We start from the raw sequence: 14,735 nt of genomic DNA, 5'->3' as shown, positions 1-14,735 counted from the left end.
GTTATGCAGGTAAGTGCTGATGCTGCGCTGGCTCGTCCTGCTGCTCGCCGCCCTCTTCGCCCTGCTGCAATACCGGCTGTGGCTCGGGGACGGCAGCTGGCCGCGCGCCGAGGCGGCACGGGTCGCGCTCGAGAAGCAGTTGGCGGAGAACGAGCGGTTGCAACAGCGCAACGCGGCGCTCGAGGCCGAGGTGCTCGATCTCAAGACCGGGCTCGACGCCATCGAGGAGCGTGCGCGCTCCGATCTTGGCCTGGTCAAGCAGGGCGATACCTATTTCCAGATCATTGATGAATCCAGCAAGAACTGACGGCGACCTGTGGGTGGTCATTCCCGCCGCGGGACTGGGTACGCGCATGGCCGCCGACCGCCCCAAGCAATACCTGATGTTGGCGGGGCGGACGGTGCTCGAGCATACCCTGGCCTGTTTCGCCGAGCATCCTCGGGTGCGTGGCATCGTGCTCGCCATTGCCCTCGATGACCCGTTCTGGCCCGATCTCGTGCTCGATGTTGCGTTGCCCGTTCATGTCGTCCCGGGAGGGGAGGAGCGGGCCGAGTCGGTGCTCAATGCCCTCGACTTGCTGGCCGCGCTCGGTCAGCCGTCCGACTGGGTGCTGGTGCACGACGCGGCACGCCCCAACCTTGCGCGGGAGGACCTTGATCGCCTGGTGGCTGAGGTGGAGCAGGATGCGGTGGGTGGCATCCTGGCCGTGCCGGTGCGTGACACGATGAAGCGTGCAGATGAGGAGGGACGCATCGCGCGCACCGAGCCGCGCGATGGGCTGTGGCATGCGCTGACCCCGCAGATGTTTCGCCTCGGCCTCTTGCGCGGTTGCCTGCAGCGGGCACTTGAGGAAGGGGTGCGGGTCACCGATGAGGCCTCCGCGCTCGAATATGCAGGCTTGCACCCGCTGCTGGTCGAAGGGCGGGCGGACAACATCAAGATCACCCGGCCGGAGGACCTTGAGCTTGCGGAGTTCTTTCTGACCCGGAGGCAGGCATGAACCTGCGGATTGGCCACGGCGTCGACGTGCACACGTTCACCGACGGTGACCACGTCACCCTCGGCGGGGTGCGTATCCCTCATACGCATGGCTTCAAGGCCCACTCCGATGGCGATGTGCTCATCCATGCCCTGTGTGATGCGCTGCTTGGCGCACTCGCCCTCGGTGACATCGGCCACCATTTTCCCGACACCGATCCCGCCTACAAGGGCATCGACAGCCGCATCCTGCTGCGCCGGGTGATGGAGGAACTGCGCAGCCGCGGCTTTCGGGTGGTCAACGCCGACATGACGGTCCTCGCCGAGGCACCCCGCCTGGCGCCCCACGTCGACGCGATGCGTGCCGTGCTCGCCGGTGACATGGGCGTGGGTCTGGACCGGGTCAATATCAAGGCCACGACCAACGAGGGCATGGGCTATGTCGGGCGCCGGGAGGGTATCCTGGCCTATGCCACCGTGCTGGTGAGCCAAGGCGCGGCGGGCGAGGGCGCGTGATGCACCGCGATGGTGCGCGGGCGGCCCTCCCAGGCGGGGAGGGCGGCCCTGTTTTTATCCAACCTTTTGAAATAAAAGATTAATCAAACGGTGGCATGCTACATGCTTCTTACATACATGCCAGCAACGCCTGCAAGCGTGGCATGGTGCCGTTGACTCCTCCTGTATTGGCGCACCTCTGGTGCGCCTTTTTTCGTTAGCAGTCGTTGAAAAACGCTTTCAACGGCCTGTTAAGGCAAGCCATGGATGGCTGAGCCGAAATAAGCCAAGGATGGCCTTGCCCAGAGCTTACTTAGGGAAACGCTGAAAATTCAGCGTTTCCCGTTTGGGGCAGGACGCCCCAACGCGAACAACGACGTAAGTCGTTGATTCGCTGAGGCCGTCGCGGACATGCGCCGCGACGAGACGAGCTGAAAAAAATCCATGGATGGATTTTTTCAGCATTTCCTTAGAGGGAACACCCATGGCCGATATGAGTTACCTGGCCGTCATTGAGAGGTATCACGAGTACAGGGGCCCGATCCGCGAGCTTCTCGCCTCCATTATCACCGGCATCACTGAGGCGTCCTTGCTGCATGATCAGGAGGCTCAGCGCCGGACCCTGGTTTCGGTGCGTGAGCGCTATCCCTTCGTGCAAATCCTCTATGTGCTTGATGAACATGGCGTGCAGATCAGCGAGTTCGCGGCAGGTAAGGGTGGGGAGATTAGTACCCGTCATGATGTTGGACGGGGGCGCGACCGACGTCACCGCCCCTATTACCAGCAGGCGGTTGCCGCTGAGGCCGCGATTGTGACCGACCCCTACCTTTCCACGGTCGACAGTACGCTCTGCCTCTCGAGTGCCATGCCGATCGTGGATGGGGATGGGCGAAAGGGATATCTCGTCATCGACGCGAACCTGGAGGAGCTGATCCGCTTCTTCATGGGAGATACCCGCCGCCGCCAGTTCGAACCCCTGTTCAAGGGGGTTTACACCCTGATCGGTCTCAGCCTGCTGGGCGTGGTCGGAGTGTTGATGTTCAATGCCCTGCGCGAGCTTCTCGAGGCCGTTATCCACCCGATTCAGACCGAGCACGACAAGTTACGGCCGTTTGGCATCATCATCGTCATCACCCTGGCGATGGCGATCTTTGACCTGGCGAAGACGACGTTGGAAGAGGAGGTGCTGATGCACAAGGATATCTTCCGTCACAGCACCACGCGGCGGACGATCACCCGCTTCCTCGCCGCCATCATCATCGCCGTGTCGATCGAAGGCCTGCTGCTGATGTTCAAGTCTGCCATGGGCGCAGCCGACCACCTTCTGGAGGCCGCCTTCGTCATGCTGTCCGCGGCGATCCTGACCGTGGGGCTTGGACTCTATGTCTATCTCGGCGCGCGGGCGGAGGCCCAGCTGCTCTCGATCAACCGTCGCAGGGGAAAGTGAGGATGCAGTTCAACGGGCCCCTGATGGTCGATCTTGCCGGGACGCGCCTGGCCTTTGATGAGGCCGAGCGCCTGCGTCATCCGCTGGTGGGTGGCCTGATCCTGTTTGCGCGCAACTACGAGCATCCCGATCAGCTGCGTGCGCTCATCGCTGAGGTGCGTGCCGTACGGCCTGAGATCCTCATCGCGGTGGACCACGAGGGAGGACGGGTACAACGCTTTCGGGACGGCTTCACCCGCGTCCCGCCGGCGGCGCGGCTGGGGGAGCTGTACGATGCAGACCCACACGCCGCGGTGCAGCTTGCGCGCGACTGGGCCTGGCTGCTGGCTGCCGAGCTTCGCGCCTTCGACATCGACTTAAGCTTTGCCCCGGTGCTGGACCTGGGCGGGCCGCGTTCCCGCGTGATCGGCGACCGGGCGCTGCATCCCGATCCCGCCGCCATAGCCATCCTGGGCCAAGCCTGGATGGAGGGCATGCGCGAGGCCGGCATGGCGGCGGTGGGCAAGCACTATCCCGGCCACGGTTCGGTGGCGGAGGATTCGCATCACGAATGTCCCGTCGATCAGCGTGCCCTGGCCGAGATCGAGGCGCTGGATCTTGCGCCGTTCCGTGCCCTGATCGCGGCGGGCCTGCCGGCGGTGATGATGGCCCACGTCATCTACCCGGCGGTGGACGCGCGGCCGGCCGGTTTCTCGCCGCGCTGGGTGTGCGACATCCTGCGCGCAAGGCACGGCTTTGAGGGTGTGGTGTTCACCGACGATCTGAGCATGGCTGCCGCCGCCACGGTGGCGGACCCCGTTGAGCGCGCCCGCCTGGCGCTCGATGCAGGCTGCGACATGCTGCTGGTCTGCAATCGCCCCGAGGATGCCGAGGCGGTGCTGGCGGGGCTTGGGGAGGTGCATGATCCTGCACGGTCGGCACGCCTCGCCCACCTGCGTGGCCAGAGGCGGATCGAACTGGCCGAGCTGCGCGCCATGCCCCGCTTCTGCCAAACCGCCGCTACAATGGCGGCCATGCTGTGAACAGGGGGAGCCCATGCAAGCCGCTGAACTGAATGCCCTGCGCGCGCGGGCCGAATGCCTGGTGGACGGGGCCTCGATGGAGGCAGCCTACGACCGCCTGGCCGAGTCCATTCGATCGGACCTTGCGGATCGGATACCGCTGGTGTTGGTGGTGATGACCGGGGGGGTGATCGCGGCGGGCAAGTTGCTTCCCAGGCTCGATTTCCCGCTGGAGATCGACTACCTGCACGCCACCCGCTATGGCGAGGCAACCCGCGGCGGTGAGCTGCGCTGGCTGGCCCGTCCGCGCCACTCCCTGGCTGGCCGTCATGTGCTCATCATCGACGACATCTTCGATGAGGGGGTGACCCTCAAGGCCATCGTCGAGGCCTGCCGTATCGAAGGAGCCGCCAGCGTGCGCTGCGCCGTGGCCGTCGACAAACGGCATGGGCGCAAGGTCGAGGGCTTCCTTCCGGACTACGTCGGCGTCGAGGTGCCGGACCGCTTCCTGGTGGGGGAGGGCATGGACTACCGCGGCTATTTCCGTAATCTGAACGGCATCCACGCGCTGCCTGACACCCCATGAAGCGGTCACGCATCGGTCTTGCGCTGGGGGGCGGCGCGGCGCGCGGCTGGTCGCACATCGCCGTCCTGCGCGAGCTGGACGCGAAGGGGATCCAGCCCGAGGTGATTGCCGGCACCTCGATCGGTGCCCTGGTCGGGGCCGCCCATGCCCTGGGCCGTCTGGACGCGCTGGAGGCTTGGGTACGCGATATGCGCTGGCCGGACCTTGCGGGCTATTTCGATATCCGCCTCGAGGGTGGCCTGATCGCGGGCGAGCGGCTGATGGCCGCCCTGGCGGAGCTGATCGGCGATGCCGACTTCGCCGATTGCCGCACCCCCTTCGCTGCCGTGGCGACCGACCTCGAGACCGGCCAGGAGCGCTGGCTGCGCGAGGGACGGGTGCTCGACGCCGTGCGCGCCTCCATCGCCATGCCCATCCTGTTCTCCCCCGTGCGCTATGAACAGACGTGGCTGGTGGATGGCGGCCTGGTCAACCCCGTCCCCGTGTCGTTGTGCCGGGCCATGGGGGCGAACCGTGTCATCGCGGTCGACCTGCTGGGGGATGCCTTGGAGCGCGAGAACCTTCAGCCAGCGTCCTCCGTTCCGGAGGATGGCCTGCTCGGCCGTGCCCGACGTGCGATGACGGAATGGCTTGGGCGAGGGGAGGGTGTGGGTATGCCCTCCATCCTCGATGTCATGGGGCGCAGCATCAACATCATGGAGTTGCGCATCAGCCGCTCCCGTCTCGCGGGGGACCCGCCCGATGTCCTGCTGATGCCGCGCATGCCGGGCATCGGCCTGCTGGACTTTCACCGCGCCGAGGAGGCCATGCAGGCTGGCCGCCAGGCGGTTGAGCGTGCAAGCCCGGCGCTCCATGACCTGATTTGCGACATCCAACGAGAAACGACGGGGAGAGAACGATGAACCTGCTGGCCATCATCGGCGGCACCGGGCTTGGCAGCCTGAAGAATCTGGAAATCACCCGCCATCAGGTGGTCAACACGCCGTTTGGTGAACCGTCCGGCCCGCTGACCTTCGGCACCCTCGGCGGCAGCGAGGTGGTGTTCTTCGCCCGTCACGGCTACGCCCATCGCATCCCGCCGCACGAGATCAACTACCGCGCCAACCTGTGGGCGCTGAAGGAGGTGGGGGTCAAGGAGATCATCGCGGTCGCTGCCGTGGGAGGCATTACCCCGCGCATGGGGCCAGCGGTGCTGGCGGTGCCGGACCAGATCATCGATTACACCTATGGCCGCAAGCAGACCTTCTTCGAGGGCGAACTCGAGAGCGTGACCCACATCGACTTCACCCATCCCTACAGTGGCGCCGTGCGTGCTGCGCTGCTCGACAGTGCGCGTACGGTTGGGGTGGAGGTGGTGGATGGTGGCACCTACGGCTGCACCCAGGGGCCCCGGCTGGAAACCATCGCCGAGATCCGCCGCATGGAACGGGATGGCTGCGACCTGGTCGGCATGACCGGCATGCCGGAGGCCGCCCTGGCGCGCGAACTGGGACTGGAGTACGCCCATCTCGCGGTGATCGCCAACTGGGCCGCGGGCAAGAACGGCGAGCAGGAGATCACCATGGAAGACATCGACCGCACGCTCAAGGAAGGCATGCGCAAGGTACGCCTGATCCTCCAGCAGCTATTGGAGAACCGCGCCACCGCCGGGTGATCCCAAGGGGAGGAACCCTCCGCCGGCTGAGGGATAGCCCCAAAGCATGATGCGGTAGGCTACATTCGCGGCAAGGGGTCGTCCCTTGCACCGGAGGATGTCGCCATGATCCGCACCATCGCCTCCCGCCTGCTCTTGCTGTTGTTCATCGGGGCCCCGCTCACGGTCCAGGCCGTCGAACCGCGCCTTTTGGATGCGCAGGTCGATGCCCTACTGCTGCACAGCAGCCCGCCGCCGGGCGTGGTGTTCGAGGTGGAGAGTTGGGATCCGCGCAGCCTGTATGTCCTGCTGCCGTGGGTCGAAAAGCAGGTCGTGCGGCTGCGGGAGCGCTTCCCCGGTCTGGACATGGCGATCGTGACCCACGGGCGCGAGCAGTTCACCCTGCTGCGCAGCGAGGCCGTTGCCCATGCCCCGGTGCATGAGGCGGTGAGGCGTCTGCGCCTGGCCCATGTCCGCGTGCATGTCTGCGGCGAGCATGCCTCTTGGCGCGGTGTGACGCCGGAGGAGTTCATCGCGGACGTGGACGTCGCCGCGTCCGGGCCGGCGCAGATCAACGATTACCTGCGGCTCGACTGGGCGCTGGTGGTCACCGACAAGATGAGCCTTGAGCAATTGATGTCCCTGCTGCCGAAGGCGGCAGGGCAACCATGAACCCCGGAAAGACGAGGCTGGAGCTATGTGCGGTTGCGCATCGATCGGTATGAAGACCTGGCAGGCCGAGGATGGCTGGTACGCGGAGGCCTACGGACGCCAATTCGGCCCAGCCAGGACTGAGCATGAACTGCTGGATTTCATCATCCAGACTTCGCTGGAACAGTCGCGCCAAAACTACGCGCGGGCCCAGGCCGAGGCGGCAGCGGCCTGAGAGGGTGTTTACAAAACAAGTCGCGAAAAAGAAGGTTTTCTTTACACCCCTCTGAGCCCTGCGCCCTCGTCCCAGGGTAGTGCAGTCTTTAAGAGGGGCGGCCCTCGCCGTGATGATTCAATCGGCCCGCGGGCGGGCCTCCTACATGCCCTGAGTCTTGCCTGTTTGGCGCTGCGCACACACCGGGCAGCTTGGGTCGCGCTTGAGCCTGAGGGTGCGCAGGTCGAAGCTTAAGGCGTCGAACAGCAGCAGGCGGCCGACCAGCGGCTCGCCAAGGCCGAGCAGCACCTTGATCGCCTCCAGCGCCTGCAAGGTGCCGAGGCTGCCCACCACCGGGGCGAGGATGCCGTTGCGGGTGCAGGTTTCCAGTTCTTCGCCGTCTTCGCGGTAGAGGCAGTGGTAGCAGGGGCTTTCGTCCTTGCGCGTGTCGAACACCGAGAGCTGTCCCTCCAGGCGGATCGCCGCCGCCGACACCAGCGGTTTGCGCTCCGCCACGCAGGCCCGGTTGATGGCGTGGCGGGCGGCGAAGTTGTCGGTGCAGTCGAGCACCACGTCCGCCGCATGCACCGCGGCGCGCAGCGCCTCGTCGTCCAGGGGGCCGGGCAGGGCATCGATGCGCACGTCCGGGTTGAGGGCGGCGAGATGGTCGCGCGCCGATTCGATCTTGGGGCGGCCCACATCGGCCGTGCGGTGGATGATCTGGCGCTGCAGGTTGGAGAGATCCACCGTGTCGAAATCGACCAGGGTCAGGCGTCCGACCCCCGCGGCGGCGAGGTAGAGACTTGCGGGGGAGCCGAGCCCCCCCAGGCCGACGATCAGGGCGTGACTCTCGAGCAGGCGCTGCTGGCCCTCAAAGTCGATCTGCGGCAGGAGGATTTGCCGGCTGTAGCGCTGGAGTTGTTGGTCGTTCATCGGAGCTAGAGGTAGCGGTCCCAAGCGTCGCCGTTGTGGGCCTGGCCTTTGCCGTGGCGGGCATGGATGTGGGAGGCCAGCTCGCGCATGGCCTCCGGCTGGCTGATCGGTAACAGCAGGGTTTCGCGCTGGGCATCCTCGGAATAGAAAGCCAGCGCATAGCGCAGCTTGGACCACAGGCTGGCGTCCAGGTGCAGGCCCCAGCTTTCCAGGATCTGCAGGATGCCGCGCAGACAGACGGAACGCAGGTCGTAGCTGACTCGCACCGCGTAGGGTGTGGGCGATTCCGCCGTCAGCACGCCGGGAATCTCGGCCAGCATCAGCGCGGCCTTGGCCGTCAGCCCAGGATGTGGGCCGCGCAGGCGGATCTCGCGGGTCTTGATGAAATTGCCGGCATCCATGCGGTGAAGAGTAGCCCGAGTCTCGTCATGTGCAAATCCTGCCGGCGCAAAGCATCAGGAAAAATTCATTGTATCCTATGCGAAAAACCGAATATGTTTTCCCCATGGAGCTTGAAAGCCACACCTTCTTCCACGCCCTGAGCGACCCCACCCGCCTCCGTTGCCTGGCCATGCTGCATGCCCAGGGCGAGCTGTGCGTGTGCGAGCTCACCCGGGCGCTTGGACTGTCGCAGCCCAAGATTTCCCGCCACCTGGCGCTGCTGCGCGATCTTCACATCGTCAAGGCGCGTCGGGAGGGCGTGTGGATGCATTACCATCTGCACCCGGACCTGCCGGGGTGGATGCATGAGGTCCTGCGGCTGGCCCTCGATGCCTTCCTGGTCTCGCCCCAGGGGCAGGCCGACCGGGCAGCCCTCCGCGGCAGGGCGGGGGCTTGTGAGGGCATGGCGGCGCTGGCCGCTGAGGGCTGAGGCGGTCGGTCAGTCTGGCTTGGGCAGCCTCACCCCAGCCAGGCTTCGATCTTGGCCCGGTCGGGCATCCCGCCCGCATGCACCACCTTGCCGTCCACCACCACGCCGGGGGTGGACATGACGCCGTGGCGCATGATCTCGGCGATGTCCTCGACCTTCTCAAGCCGGACGTCCACGCCCTTGGCCTTGGCGGCCTCCTCGATCATCTGATAGACGGTCTTGCAGCTTGCGCAGCCGCTGCCCAGGACCTTGATGTGCTTCATCGTCTGTTCCCCGTCAGTTGCAGCAGGCGCTGGCGCCGCAGCAGCCGCGCCCGGGCAGAGTGGCCGCAGCGGGCGTGGTGCCGAGCTTTTCGAGCATGCGTGCATCCACCCGCTCGTCGAACAGCTGGTGTGCCTCATCGCGCACATTGCGTGCGAGCTTGATCGCCTGGGCGATGTGCTCCGCCGGCACGCCTTGCGCGGCGAGGCGTTCCATCAGGCAGACGTCGCCGCCCGGATGGTTGCTGGCCACGCGCGCGGCCAGCGCGATCAGGTCGAGAATGGAGTCATGCAGACCGGTACTCATAGGGTATGCCTCATGGTGTTGAACAGGACCCCGACCAGGATGAAGGCCAGGGCGAGATAACCGGCGAACAGGCCGAGCAGCGGCCACTTCACCACCTTGCGCAGGATGATCATCTCCGGCAGCGAGAGCGCGGCGACGGCCATCATGAAGGCGAGCACGGTGCCGATGGGGACGCCCTTGCCAAGCAAGGCCTCGGCCACGGCGATGACCCCGACGGCATCGGAATAGAGCGGAATGCCGATCAGCACCGCGCCGATCACCGACAGCACGCCCCCATCGCCGGTGAAGCGGGCGAGCAGATCCATCGGCACATAGCCGTGGATCAGCGCGCCCACACCGACACCGAGCAGGACGAACTTCCACAGCCGGCCAACGATCTCCTTGACCTGGCTGACCGCATAGGCGTGTCGCCCGCGTAGGCTGCGGTCGGGCTCGGGCAGGGTGGCCTCGCCCAGACGGATCTGCCAGACGTAGTCCTCCACCCAGCGCTCGGGGCGGAAACGTTCCAGCACGAAGCCGCCGATCAAGGCCACGGTCAGCCCGGCGAGGACGTAGAGCAGGGTCAGCTTCCAGCCGATCGTTGATGCGAGCACCACCACCGCCACCTCGTTGATCATGGGGCTGGCGATCAGGAAGGAGAGGGTCACGCCGAGTGGGATGCCGGCCTCGACGAAGCCGATGAACAGAGGCACCGAGGAGCAGGAGCAGAAGGGCGTCACCGCGCCGAGACCGACGGCGAGAAAGCGCGAGGAGAGGTTGCCGCGGTGGCGCAAAAACTCGCGCACACGCTCCGGAGTCAGCATCCCACGCAGCCAGCCCATGGCGTAGATGATCAGCGTCAGCAGGACCAGGATCTTCGTCACGTCCATGACAAAGAAGTGCAGGGCGGCGCCCAGTGGCTCCTCGGGGGCCAAGCCCAGGGCGCGGTGGACGAGGAGGTCGGCTAGCAGGTCGAACATGTCAGGTCATCGCAGGATGCATCGCCGCCGAACGAAGGCTGCAGGGTGGCGTGGCGGATGTTGAAGCGCTCCTCCAATCCCGTCTGGGCGGCATGCACGATGGCTGGCCAGCGGGTTGGATCGGGCACGATCAGGTGGGCGGTGAGGCCGATCATGCCGCCGTGGATGCGCCATACGTGGATGTGGTGGGCATGCCCGACCCCGGGAAGCTGGCTCAGGAAGGCCTCCACCTCGTCCAGGCTCAGATCCAGCGGTACGCCGTCCATCAGCTGGTGCACGGCCTCACGCAGAAGGCGCAGGGCGGAAACGCCAATCAGCACGCAGATCACCAGCGAGAGCACGGGGTCGAGCCAGTAGGCCTCCGTGAACAGCAACACGATGCCGGTCGCAAGCGCCACGATCGAGCCTAAAAGGTCGCCCAGCACGTGCAGCAGGGCACCGCGCACGTTGATATTCTCGCCGGAGGGCCACAACAGGCGGGCGACGAGAAGGTTCACGACCAGGCCGATCAGCGCCACCCAGGCGATGGTGCCGGCCGCAAGCTGCGGCGGGGATTGCAGGCGCACGATGGCCTCGTGGGTGATGCCGGCCACCACACCGAGCATGAGCAGGGCATTGATCAGCGCGCCGAGCATCTCGACGCGCCCGAAGCCGTAGGAGTGCCGCCGGTCTGCCGGCCGGCGCGCCAGCCAGGCGGCGAGGGCGGCAAGGCCGAGGGCGAAGGCATCGGTGACCATGTGGGCTGCATCGCCCAAAAGGACCAGGGCGCCGGACCACCAGCCCGCGACCGCCTCGATCGCCGCGAAGCCGAGGGTCAGCCCGACGGCCAGCCCCAGCGCACGGGCCGGGCTGCCTTCATGCCCGTGGGCATGATGATGCCCATGATGCTCGTGCGTGTGCTCGTGGGCCATGGCTTACTGGCCTTCGAATTGCAGGTAGGTGCGGCTCATCACCGTCTTGTGCCAGGTGTCGTAGTGCTTGAGGTGCTTGAACTGCGGCATGTCGGCGTACTTCGCGATCACCTCGTCGAGCGGCTCCATGTTCTGCGCGGCCTTGCCGACCACGTTGACCAGGAAGTCGTAGTAGTCCCCGGTATCACGCTTGGCCTTGGCCAAGTCGCACACCTGACCGTGGCCGGGGATGATCTTCACCGGCTTGAGCTTCACCAACTCCTGCCAGGCGGCCCAGGCACTCTTGACACTGGAGGTGTCATGCACGCCCAGCATGCGGTCGACGTAGACCAGATCGCCGGTGATCGCGACCTTCTCCTTGGGCAGCCAGACCATGGTGTCGTGCGGGAAGTGGGCGTTGGTTTCAATGACCTCCAGGGTCTCACCGCCCAGGGTGAGGGTGGTGCGCGCATCTTTCAGCAGGCGGTTGGCATACACCGGCTGGGTGCCTTCGAAGCGGTCCTTCAGCACCTTGGACAGGGCGTCCATCTGCCCGGCGGCAACCTTCTTCTGCGTTTCGACGGTCCCGGTGAAGGCGATGACCTCCGCGCCCTTGCCGGCGAAATAGCCATTGCCTAACCAGCGGTGGTCTTGGCTGCCGGTATTGATCACCCACTTGATCGGCGCCTTGGTGACGCCCGCCACGGCCTTCTCGATGCGTTCTGCACCCTTGTTGCTCGCCCCGGAGTCGATCAGGATCACGCCGTCCTTGGTGACGATAAAGGCCTGGTTGTTGTTCAGGCCGTCGTTCTCGTAGCTGCGATCGTCGATCGGGCCGACGATGGCGTAGACGTTGTCGACCACCTTGGAGACCTTGAGCGCCTCCTCGGCAAGGACGGTGCCGGTGGTGGCAAACAGGAGCGATGCACTGACAAGAAGTCCTTTGAGCATGGTGTCACCTTGGGGTTGGGGTGTCGCCGGAATGGCTGCACCGTCATGATATATACATAATCGTATATTACAAATATCGTATGTTTTTCGTGGCAGGCCTTGCAGCCTGTCCCCACCATCAGCATGAGGTTCGCAGCATGAGCATCCGCGTCGCCATCAATGGCTTTGGCCGCATGGGCCGTCTCGGCTTCCGCGCCGCTTGGGACAACCCGGCCTTCGAGATCGTCCACATCAATGAGATCAGCGCCGATGCGGCCGCCCTTGCTCACCTGCTCAAGTATGACTCGGTGCATGGCCGCTGGGGGCGTGATGTCCGCGCCGAAGAAGGTGCCATCCTCGTGGACGGCCGGCGGGTGAGCTACAGCATGGAAAAGGACCCGGCCAGGATCGACTGGGCGGGCTTGGGTGTGGACATCGTGGTCGAGGCCACCGGCAAGCTGCGTAACCTAGAGCAGATCCAGCCGCACTTTGACCGCGGAGCCAAGAAGGTGGTGGTGGCCGCCCCGGTGAAGGGCGCGCTCAATATCGTCATGGGCGTGAATGACCATCGTTACGATCCCGCCGTTCATCACCTGGTCACGGCCGCCTCCTGCACCACCAACTGCCTGGCTCCGCTGGTCAAGGTCATGCACGAGCACCTCGGCATCGTGCACGGCACCATGACCACCCTGCACGATCTGACCAATACTCAGTCCATTCTCGATCGGGGGCACAAGGACCTGCGCCGCGCCCGCGCCAGCGGCATGTCGCTCATTCCGACCACCACCGGCTCGGCCAAGGCAATCGGCGAGATCTTTCCCGAGCTGAACGGCAAGCTGAATGGTCATGCTGTGCGCGTGCCGCTGGCGAATGCCTCGCTGACCGACTTTGTGTTCGAGGCCGCGCGGCCGACCACGGTGGAGGAGGTCAACGGCCTGCTCAAGACGGCGGCCGAAGGGGCATTGGCTGGGATTTTGGGCTACGAGGAACTGCCACTGGTGTCGGTCGATTTCAAGGACGATCCGCGTTCCTCCATCGTCGACGCCCTCTCCACCCTGGTGATCGATGGCACCCAGGTGAAGGTCATGGCCTGGTATGACAACGAATGGGGCTATGCCAACCGGATGATGGAGCTGGTGGCCAAGGTGGCGCGGGGGATGTGAATCTTTCGAGGCAAGGGAACGGGGGCTCTGCCCTCGTATGACCCTCACCCCAACCCCTCTCCCGCTTGCGGGAGAGGGGCGATTTTTTGAAGATCATGTTCATGAACGCTGAGCTGCGCAACTACGCCATCGTCACCGGCAACTACTGGGCTTTCACCCTCACCGACGGGGCCCTGCGCATGCTGGTGGTGCTGCACTTCCACCAGCTCGGCTATACGCCGCTCGAGATCGCCATGCTGTTCCTCTTCTACGAGGTGTTCGGCATCGTCACCAATGCGGTGGGGGGCTGGCTTGCGGCGCGCATCGGCGTCAACCGCACCATGCAGATGGGCACGGGCCTGCAAATTGTCGCCCTTGGGATGTTGCTCGCGCCCACCGCCTGGCTGACGGTGCCTTACGTGATGGCTGCGCAGGCGTTGTCCGGCATCGCCAAGGACCTCAACAAGATGAGTGCCAAGTCCTCGGTCAAGCTGGTGGCGGGGGAGGGGAGCCTGTTCAAATGGGTGGCCATCCTCACCGGCTCGAAGAACGCGCTCAAGGGCGTGGGCTTTTTCCTCGGTGGCCTGCTGCTGGCGGTCCTTGGCTTCCACGGCGCGCTGTGGACGCTGATCGGCTTGCTGGTGGTGGGGCTTGCCGTCACCCTCACCTTGCCGGGCGGGCTCGGCATGGTGAAGGGCAAGCCGAAGTTCACGCAGGTGTTCTCCAACACCCCGGCCATCAACTGGTTGTCCGGGGCGCGTTTCTTTTTGTTCGGCGCGCGCGACGTGTGGTTCGTGGTCGGCCTGCCGGTCTACCTCTCCGCCGTGCTCGGTTGGGGGTTTGCCGAGGTCGGCGGCTTCCTCGCCCTGTGGGTGATCGGCTACGGCATCGTCCAGGCGGCCACGCCCGGGCTGTGGAGAAGACCGGGGCACAGCCCGGGGCGCGGCGCAGTGGTGGCAGGGGCTCTGACCCTGGCCTTCATCCCCGGGGCCATGGCCGGGGCCCTCGGCGCGGGCCTCGATCCCGCCACGGTCGTCATCGGCGGCCTGCTGCTGTTCGGCGTGCTGTTCGCCCTCAACTCCTCCGTGCACTCCTACCTCATCCTCGCCTATGCGGAGGGCGACAAGGTGGCGATGAAGGTGGGTTTCTACTACATGGCCAACGCGGGAGGGCGCCTTGCCGGTACGGTATTGTCTGGCTGGGCGTACCAAGTGTGGGGGCTGGAGGGGTGTCTGGTGGCGTCCAGCCTCTTGCTGCTCGGCGCGGCGGCACTGTCGCTCAAGCTGCCGGTCAGCGCAGGAGAGGTTCGCAGAGCGTAATCCGCCGGAGGGGTTACATTCGGCGCAATAGGCTTTGCTACTGCGCCTTGCGTGGATCTGCCTCCCCTCCATCCACTCTCTTCGCAGGGTTTCCTGCTGCGCTGCACTGTTTTAGTGT

General features: G+C 65.4%; 20 protein-coding genes. 13 read left to right on the top strand and 7 right to left on the bottom strand.

From position 1 onward, the window contains the following. Positions 1–19: 19 nt before the first annotated feature. From ftsB to V6D91_RS02140, 10 genes are all read left to right on the top strand, one after another. The gene (gene ftsB / locus V6D91_RS02185) at positions 20–307 is read left to right on the top strand and encodes a cell division protein FtsB (protein WP_347317543.1); all 288 of its coding nucleotides are present in this window, start codon (positions 20–22) and stop codon (positions 305–307) included. Then, positions 288–1,001, top strand: a complete 714-nt coding sequence (gene ispD, locus V6D91_RS02180; protein WP_347317542.1) for a 2-C-methyl-D-erythritol 4-phosphate cytidylyltransferase — start codon at positions 288–290, stop codon at positions 999–1,001. The genes ftsB and ispD overlap by 20 nt, the downstream gene beginning before the upstream one ends. After that, a complete protein-coding gene (gene ispF / locus V6D91_RS02175; RefSeq protein WP_347317541.1) occupies positions 998–1,495 on the top strand; it encodes a 2-C-methyl-D-erythritol 2,4-cyclodiphosphate synthase in 498 nt (165 codons plus the stop codon). Before ispD ends, ispF begins: the two co-directional genes overlap by 4 nt. A gap of 463 nt (positions 1,496–1,958) precedes the next feature. Then, complete coding sequence (locus tag V6D91_RS02170; RefSeq protein WP_347317540.1) at positions 1,959–2,921, top strand: PDC sensor domain-containing protein; 963 nt, start codon at positions 1,959–1,961, stop codon at positions 2,919–2,921. A 2-nt stretch (positions 2,922–2,923) separates the two neighbouring features. Beyond that, positions 2,924–3,943, top strand: a complete 1,020-nt coding sequence (gene nagZ / locus V6D91_RS02165; RefSeq protein ID WP_347317539.1) for a beta-N-acetylhexosaminidase — start codon at positions 2,924–2,926, stop codon at positions 3,941–3,943. A gap of 13 nt (positions 3,944–3,956) precedes the next feature. Then, positions 3,957–4,508: a hypoxanthine-guanine phosphoribosyltransferase gene (locus tag V6D91_RS02160; protein ID WP_347317538.1), complete on the top strand. Its 552-nt coding sequence runs from the start codon at positions 3,957–3,959 to the stop codon at positions 4,506–4,508. Beyond that, positions 4,505–5,410: a patatin-like phospholipase RssA gene (rssA, locus tag V6D91_RS02155; RefSeq protein WP_347317537.1), complete on the top strand. Its 906-nt coding sequence runs from the start codon at positions 4,505–4,507 to the stop codon at positions 5,408–5,410. The genes V6D91_RS02160 and rssA overlap by 4 nt, the downstream gene beginning before the upstream one ends. Then, on the top strand, positions 5,407–6,162 hold the full coding sequence (locus V6D91_RS02150; RefSeq protein ID WP_347317536.1) for an S-methyl-5'-thioinosine phosphorylase: 756 nt from the start codon (positions 5,407–5,409) through the stop codon (positions 6,160–6,162). Before rssA ends, V6D91_RS02150 begins: the two co-directional genes overlap by 4 nt. Before the next feature lie 105 nt (positions 6,163–6,267). Continuing rightward, positions 6,268–6,813, top strand: coding sequence for a DsrE family protein (locus V6D91_RS02145; RefSeq protein ID WP_347317535.1), 546 nt, complete (start codon positions 6,268–6,270; stop codon positions 6,811–6,813). A gap of 25 nt (positions 6,814–6,838) precedes the next feature. After that, positions 6,839–7,027, top strand: a complete 189-nt coding sequence (locus tag V6D91_RS02140) for a hypothetical protein (protein ID WP_347317534.1) — start codon at positions 6,839–6,841, stop codon at positions 7,025–7,027. A 141-nt stretch (positions 7,028–7,168) separates the two neighbouring features. Here the strand turns inward: V6D91_RS02140 and V6D91_RS02135 are convergent, their stop codons facing one another. Both V6D91_RS02135 and V6D91_RS02130 read right to left on the bottom strand, forming a co-directional pair. After that, positions 7,169–7,939: a molybdopterin-synthase adenylyltransferase MoeB gene (locus tag V6D91_RS02135; protein ID WP_347317533.1), complete on the bottom strand. Its 771-nt coding sequence runs from the start codon at positions 7,937–7,939 to the stop codon at positions 7,169–7,171. A 5-nt stretch (positions 7,940–7,944) separates the two neighbouring features. Further along, positions 7,945–8,340, bottom strand: a complete 396-nt coding sequence (locus V6D91_RS02130; RefSeq protein ID WP_347317532.1) for a hypothetical protein — start codon at positions 8,338–8,340, stop codon at positions 7,945–7,947. A 104-nt stretch (positions 8,341–8,444) separates the two neighbouring features. Here V6D91_RS02130 and V6D91_RS02125 point away from each other — a divergent pair, with 104 nt between their 5' ends. Continuing rightward, positions 8,445–8,810, top strand: a complete 366-nt coding sequence (locus V6D91_RS02125) for a metalloregulator ArsR/SmtB family transcription factor (RefSeq protein WP_347317531.1) — start codon at positions 8,445–8,447, stop codon at positions 8,808–8,810. Positions 8,811–8,839: 29 nt separating this feature from the next. Here V6D91_RS02125 and V6D91_RS02120 read toward each other — a convergent pair whose 3' ends face one another. The 5 genes from V6D91_RS02120 to V6D91_RS02100 are packed head-to-tail and all read right to left on the bottom strand — an operon-like array spanning position 8,840 to position 12,177. Then, positions 8,840–9,073 (bottom strand): thioredoxin family protein, encoded by a 234-nt coding sequence (locus V6D91_RS02120; RefSeq protein ID WP_347317530.1) that lies wholly within the window; start codon positions 9,071–9,073, stop codon positions 8,840–8,842. A gap of 13 nt (positions 9,074–9,086) precedes the next feature. Continuing rightward, the gene (locus V6D91_RS02115) at positions 9,087–9,377 is read right to left on the bottom strand and encodes a hypothetical protein (RefSeq protein WP_347317529.1); all 291 of its coding nucleotides are present in this window, start codon (positions 9,375–9,377) and stop codon (positions 9,087–9,089) included. Continuing rightward, a complete protein-coding gene (locus V6D91_RS02110) occupies positions 9,374–10,336 on the bottom strand; it encodes a permease (RefSeq protein WP_347317528.1) in 963 nt (320 codons plus the stop codon). Before V6D91_RS02110 ends, V6D91_RS02115 begins: the two co-directional genes overlap by 4 nt. Beyond that, positions 10,321–11,247, bottom strand: a complete 927-nt coding sequence (locus V6D91_RS02105; RefSeq protein ID WP_347317527.1) for a cation diffusion facilitator family transporter — start codon at positions 11,245–11,247, stop codon at positions 10,321–10,323. The genes V6D91_RS02110 and V6D91_RS02105 overlap by 16 nt, the downstream gene beginning before the upstream one ends. A 3-nt stretch (positions 11,248–11,250) precedes the next feature. Further along, the gene (locus V6D91_RS02100) at positions 11,251–12,177 is read right to left on the bottom strand and encodes an MBL fold metallo-hydrolase (protein ID WP_347317526.1); all 927 of its coding nucleotides are present in this window, start codon (positions 12,175–12,177) and stop codon (positions 11,251–11,253) included. A gap of 137 nt (positions 12,178–12,314) precedes the next feature. Between V6D91_RS02100 and V6D91_RS02095 the strand changes: the two genes are divergently transcribed. Then, positions 12,315–13,319 (top strand): ArsJ-associated glyceraldehyde-3-phosphate dehydrogenase, encoded by a 1,005-nt coding sequence (locus V6D91_RS02095; RefSeq protein ID WP_347317525.1) that lies wholly within the window; start codon positions 12,315–12,317, stop codon positions 13,317–13,319. A 101-nt stretch (positions 13,320–13,420) separates the two neighbouring features. After that, the gene (gene arsJ / locus V6D91_RS02090; RefSeq protein ID WP_347317524.1) at positions 13,421–14,617 is read left to right on the top strand and encodes an organoarsenical effux MFS transporter ArsJ; all 1,197 of its coding nucleotides are present in this window, start codon (positions 13,421–13,423) and stop codon (positions 14,615–14,617) included. The last annotated feature ends 118 nt before the right edge of the window (positions 14,618–14,735 follow it).

Origin of the sequence: Thiofaba sp. EF100 (assembly GCF_039822285.1) — a bacterium.
Taxonomy (GTDB): domain Bacteria; phylum Pseudomonadota; class Gammaproteobacteria; order Halothiobacillales; family Halothiobacillaceae; genus Thiofaba.
The sequence above is the reverse complement of the archived record's forward strand: the minus strand, read 5'-3'. Positions and strand labels throughout refer to the sequence as shown.

Coding starts and splice junctions, on each gene's coding strand:
- ftsB (WP_347317543.1), top strand. CDS start 20: ATGCTGCGCTGGCTCGTCCTGCTGCTCGCCGCCCTCTTCGCCCTGCTG.
- ispD (WP_347317542.1), top strand. CDS start 288: ATGAATCCAGCAAGAACTGACGGCGACCTGTGGGTGGTCATTCCCGCC.
- ispF (WP_347317541.1), top strand. CDS start 998: ATGAACCTGCGGATTGGCCACGGCGTCGACGTGCACACGTTCACCGAC.
- V6D91_RS02170 (WP_347317540.1), top strand. CDS start 1,959: ATGGCCGATATGAGTTACCTGGCCGTCATTGAGAGGTATCACGAGTAC.
- nagZ (WP_347317539.1), top strand. CDS start 2,924: ATGCAGTTCAACGGGCCCCTGATGGTCGATCTTGCCGGGACGCGCCTG.
- V6D91_RS02160 (WP_347317538.1), top strand. CDS start 3,957: ATGCAAGCCGCTGAACTGAATGCCCTGCGCGCGCGGGCCGAATGCCTG.
- rssA (WP_347317537.1), top strand. CDS start 4,505: ATGAAGCGGTCACGCATCGGTCTTGCGCTGGGGGGCGGCGCGGCGCGC.
- V6D91_RS02150 (WP_347317536.1), top strand. CDS start 5,407: ATGAACCTGCTGGCCATCATCGGCGGCACCGGGCTTGGCAGCCTGAAG.
- V6D91_RS02145 (WP_347317535.1), top strand. CDS start 6,268: ATGATCCGCACCATCGCCTCCCGCCTGCTCTTGCTGTTGTTCATCGGG.
- V6D91_RS02140 (WP_347317534.1), top strand. CDS start 6,839: ATGTGCGGTTGCGCATCGATCGGTATGAAGACCTGGCAGGCCGAGGAT.
- V6D91_RS02135 (WP_347317533.1), bottom strand. CDS start 7,939: ATGAACGACCAACAACTCCAGCGCTACAGCCGGCAAATCCTCCTGCCG.
- V6D91_RS02130 (WP_347317532.1), bottom strand. CDS start 8,340: ATGGATGCCGGCAATTTCATCAAGACCCGCGAGATCCGCCTGCGCGGC.
- V6D91_RS02125 (WP_347317531.1), top strand. CDS start 8,445: ATGGAGCTTGAAAGCCACACCTTCTTCCACGCCCTGAGCGACCCCACC.
- V6D91_RS02120 (WP_347317530.1), bottom strand. CDS start 9,073: ATGAAGCACATCAAGGTCCTGGGCAGCGGCTGCGCAAGCTGCAAGACC.
- V6D91_RS02115 (WP_347317529.1), bottom strand. CDS start 9,377: ATGAGTACCGGTCTGCATGACTCCATTCTCGACCTGATCGCGCTGGCC.
- V6D91_RS02110 (WP_347317528.1), bottom strand. CDS start 10,336: ATGTTCGACCTGCTAGCCGACCTCCTCGTCCACCGCGCCCTGGGCTTG.
- V6D91_RS02105 (WP_347317527.1), bottom strand. CDS start 11,247: ATGGCCCACGAGCACACGCACGAGCATCATGGGCATCATCATGCCCAC.
- V6D91_RS02100 (WP_347317526.1), bottom strand. CDS start 12,177: ATGCTCAAAGGACTTCTTGTCAGTGCATCGCTCCTGTTTGCCACCACC.
- V6D91_RS02095 (WP_347317525.1), top strand. CDS start 12,315: ATGAGCATCCGCGTCGCCATCAATGGCTTTGGCCGCATGGGCCGTCTC.
- arsJ (WP_347317524.1), top strand. CDS start 13,421: ATGAACGCTGAGCTGCGCAACTACGCCATCGTCACCGGCAACTACTGG.